The organism is Photorhabdus viridis (assembly GCF_040256935.1).
GTDB classification, from domain to species: domain Bacteria; phylum Pseudomonadota; class Gammaproteobacteria; order Enterobacterales; family Enterobacteriaceae; genus Photorhabdus; species Photorhabdus viridis.
The window spans coordinates 1-3,951 of sequence record NZ_JBEJZY010000104.1 but is presented as its reverse complement, the minus strand read 5'-3'; the positions used below and the strand labels follow the sequence as shown (position 1 = coordinate 3,951).

Sequence of the window (3,951 nt, the reverse complement as noted above, 5' to 3'; positions counted from 1 at the left end):
TGTTACACCCGCCAATATAGTCAGGATGGCAGCTAATGCTGCGGCACTGACTGCGGCAGCGGCAGCTAAAATTTTCACCAGTACAATCAGCGCCGCAGCGACGGCAAGGGTAACGAGGATAACAACGGCAACTTTGGCAATAATCACAACCGATTCCAGCATCTGCTTTTTTTATCTACCGCTTCTCATCCTTTACTCATTCCTGTTTTCTGCTTCTCGTATCAGATGCCATACCGTTGTTCCCGGCTCTGTACCCTGAATATCAAAGGCAGTTGCGCCCTGAACAAAGAAATACTGTTTGTCAGGCTGGCTGTCGGTGCGCCAGAATCCGCTGACCAGCATTGGTTCGCCGCTTTTCACCGGGGTTACATGCAGAGGGCCCCGGTCATAGCGGGCATACCAGGCTTTTGTGGAAATAGCATCAAAATGACCGGCGCCATAGAAGTGCAGAGAATCACCTTCTCCTGAAACAAAACGTACCGGACGTATCAACTGGTTAATGGCAAAATAACTCTCTGGGACGCTTCCCGGCAGCGGGGTCAGATCTGGGTATTGACCCGCCCGTATCATCAGACCATTGGAGTAAGGACTAATCACCACATCCGGGTAGCGTGCCAGTGTTTTACGTATCCAGACTTCGCCGCCCAGACGTCCTACAAAGCGTTTGGATAGCAGGGTGATCCAGTTCATGCTCCGTATAGCATCGGCATAATCATCCAGTGTAGTGTGAACAGTGGAGTTGACTTGTAAGGTGGGGTAGCGCAGGGCCAGTTGGTACTCCAAAGGGAAATAATCATAGTAGTCTTTGGGTAAGACCAGACAGTAACCACAATCTCCCCAGTCAGGTTCAAGCTGTTCACACAGAAAATCCAACCAGGCCATAAAACGAACCATGCCGTCTGGTTCTTTCAGATAATCCCAAGGCAGCACCAAGCTCAGATAGGAGCTACTATCGTCACCATCATCCTCATCAGAATCCAGATAACGCATCAGATAATGAGGCGCTTCATCTTCGTTTTTCGCATCACTGACGACCCAACCACAAGGCTGATTTTTTTTCCTAGCGAGAATGCCTTCCTCTATCTTAATAATATTTTCCGGTGAATATTTGCTTAACCCCTTCAGTGAATGACTGTGAAAACGCAGCTGAGTGTCAAACTCTTCGCGAAAGCGCCGGTAGCAGGCCAGAATGCGTTGTTTTTTCTCCAGCGTGTAGCCCTGTTTAAAAAACAGGGTAATCGAGAGCCCCAGGCGGGAAACGGTCAGTCCATCACCATTGATAAAAAGAAAAGCGGTCAATTTTGATCTCAGTTGGGCAAAGTAATCTACAGTTTCCATCATTTTCTCCGTGAATTATGAGGCAGTGGCGAATGTCACACTCGCCAATATGGTCAGGACGGCAGCTAACGCGGCGGCGCTCACCGCGGCGGCAGCGGCTAAAATTTCCACCAGTGCAATCAGTGCAGCAGCAACGGCAAGGGTGACAAGAATAACAACAGCAACGCCGGCAACAATCACAACCACTTCCAGCATTCCTTCACCTACCTCTTTTAATATTTGCATCCAGCTCATGTTTTTTAGCTCTTCCAGAGTGATATCTGAGCCCTGTTGCACAGTCTGCCACCGGGTTTTTATCTCACTCTCCGTCCAGGTCACGATTTTCCCCGTTTGTTCACTGACCCAGGAAAACGCGTAGCTGACCTGATGGCTTATCGGGTCAATAATTTCTTCACACACCCATTTGCCGGCTTGATTGAACCATGCCCCAAACTGGGCAAGGATCTCCCGGGTACTGTCGCGGACATAATTCAACCCATTTTCAGCCAGCCCGGCCACCTCCTGCCCGAGGACAACCCAGTCTTCATAGCTGGGTAAAAACGACCAGCGGGAAGTGCTGAGAAGCGGTGGATTTTTTGTCAGGGGTTGCGGAATAGTGCCCGGCACGCCCTCTTCGGGAGGAATGGGTAAAGCTTCCTCATCAGGAGGCGAACCGGGCGGCAGAGGGGCCAGTGGTATCGGATTTTTATAGTGCTGGGAACCGGGTTGATAATGTTTTCGCCATGCTTCATCATACTGTTTTTGCTCCTCGGTGCGGCTATCACTGACACGCATCACACCAAAGCGAGAGCGGGTAGCAATCTGGATATAATCTTTTTCTTGATCTTCACTAAGCTTATCACCCGGAAATTTCACTTCAATCAACATTTTCAGATTATCGGGATGCACGGAGCCATCGAAATAGGTAGCGTTTCTACCCGGCCAGCGGAGAGCTTCATCTTTAACCAGAATAATATCGGGACGTCGAATACGCTTAACGCCAAATTTTTCCGCATCGGGGGCAGAAGGTCGGGCAAACGGGTTGCTGGATTGCGGTAAGTTATCACCATAATGTTGCTTAGAGTCTTGACTGGTCGCCAGCATGGGCAGAGGTACATCGTTCTTCCCTCTGATAGCAAACACCACTTCCGCTTTATAGGGCCACAGAAAGTCATGTTTGAGTTCCTCAATCTTAATCAATCCACTCATAATGACTTGATTAAGAAAGCGAATAGCACCCAGCCGGGTGATAATCATTGCCGGCAGACGCAGGGCGTATTCGGCTTTTCTCGCCAGATAACAGGGATCTTCATCGGCGGGAAAGATACCTATTTCCATCGTACAGTTAATTGAGGTCACGGCCGGGCACATCTTGCCGCTGTTGGATATTGTCATACTTATTTCTCCGTAAATTCCATAACATGCTCTACCGGTGTGTTATCACTGGCCTGATATAAGGTTTGCTTCGGTTTCGGTGGGGTTTCCGGTGAACTCAGTTGCAGATTTTCTTCAACCTCACTCTGTACGGTCACGGTTCTGCCCAGCGTGTCAGTTTTACCGGAAAGGGTCTGACCGCCAGCGGTGGTAATGGTATAGGAGGTATTCACCAGCGGTTTACCGCTTTGCTCGCTTCGCAGGGTATAGCGGGCGGAGTAGTCAAACAGCGCATCGGCGGATTTCTTTCCGGTGATATGGTCAGACATGGTGATACTGACTCCTTCGATACGGATATTCCCCATTGGGTCAATGACTATCTGCCCGCCCGCATTCCCAATCGTGATTTGCCCGCTTTCCGAGTGCACGGTGATATGTTTACCCACGGCAATTTGCTGGTTATCGGTGACGTTAAATTGATGGCTTTTACCAATGGAAATGGCCTGCTGACCTTTAATGGTCACCGTTTGATTTTGACTGACTTCCAGCGTCTGGAAGCCCTGCACGGCTTCATCATCGTTTTTAATAATGGTGGTCCGGTTATGCTCCACTTCTGTTTTCTGGTCATGGTTTATCTGTGTGGTTTTATCCCTGAGAACCTGGGTATTCATATCCCGTTGAGCATGAATAAACACTTCCTCGCTGCCGTTTGCATCTTCAAAGCGCAATTCGTTAAAACCATGACCTTTATGGGTCTTGGTTCTGAACGTAGTGCGGGTCTTTTCCTCCGGTAAATTCAGCGGCGGACGGTTAAGTGCGTTATAGGTACATCCGGTAATCATGGGGCGGTCAATATCGCCGTTGAGATAAGAGATAATCACTTCCTGGCCGACTCGCGGTGTTGCCAGGAAGCCAAATCCGTTGCCGTTCCAGCCCTGTGCCACCCGTACCCAGCAGGATGCCTGGTCGTCAGGCGCGTCGTAACGGTTCCAGTGGAAGTGAACGCGAACCGCGCCATCTTTATTGACATAAATTTCTTCCGTGCCGGGCCCGACAACCGTGGCGATTTCATCGCCGTCAGCCTGGGGTTTATAGCGGTAGGGCGGACGCCAATCGTTGCGACCGGGAATAAACCGGGTCTGTGAATTAAGGGTCGTGCCGGCTCCGCCATCGCCCAAAACGGCAGGCACATGCCCCTGATGTCGGGAAGAGACGACTTGCCAGCGGTCATTCATGGCGTCAATCGGGTGGTGGGTTAAC

Annotated in this window: 3 protein-coding genes; all 3 read right to left on the bottom strand. The window is 50.3% G+C overall.

Going from position 1 to position 3,951, the window contains the following annotated elements:
* Nucleotides 1-192: 192 nt before the first annotated feature.
* A complete protein-coding gene (locus ABR397_RS22055) occupies nucleotides 193-1,338 on the bottom strand; it encodes a type VI immunity family protein (protein ID WP_350307584.1) in 1,146 nt (381 codons plus the stop codon).
* A 15-nt stretch (nucleotides 1,339-1,353) separates the two neighbouring features.
* Nucleotides 1,354-2,712 carry a VRR-NUC domain-containing protein gene (locus ABR397_RS22050; RefSeq protein WP_350307583.1) on the bottom strand — a complete coding sequence of 453 codons (1,359 nt, stop codon included), beginning with the start codon at nucleotides 2,710-2,712 and terminating at the stop codon, nucleotides 1,354-1,356.
* Between the two features lie 2 nt (nucleotides 2,713-2,714).
* The coding region (gene tssI, locus ABR397_RS22045) for a type VI secretion system tip protein TssI/VgrG (RefSeq protein WP_350307582.1) at nucleotides 2,715-3,951 on the bottom strand (1,237 nt) is incomplete at its 5' end.